The 278-nt window shown below is 76.6% G+C and carries 1 protein-coding gene; it reads right to left on the reverse strand.

From position 1 onward, the window contains the following. Positions 1-278 (reverse strand): hypothetical protein (locus VR45_RS41210; protein WP_045945112.1); only part of this gene is annotated, 278 nt, incomplete at both ends.

Genomic DNA, 278 nt, shown 5'->3' on the forward strand with positions numbered 1-278 from the left:
AGCACGTCCAGCTCGGCGACCGGGCGGCCGGGCTGCTCGGCGACCTGGTCGAGCAGGCCGGCCAGCGCGCCCGCGAGCCGCTCGGCGGTGCCCCGGTCGAACAGGTCGACGGCGAACTCCAGGCCGCCGGAGAGCCCGGCCGGGGAGCCGTCCGGGTGGTGGCGCTCGGACAGGTTGAGGGTCAGGTCGAAGGGGGTGGTGGGCAGGCCCAGCGGCTCGTAGGAGGCGCGGGTGCCGGGGAACTCGGGCCCGCCGCCGGTGGTGTTGTCGAAGGCGAT

Origin of the sequence: Streptomyces sp. NRRL S-495, assembly GCF_000966955.1 — a bacterium.
Classification (GTDB): domain Bacteria; phylum Actinomycetota; class Actinomycetes; order Streptomycetales; family Streptomycetaceae; genus Kitasatospora; species Kitasatospora purpeofusca.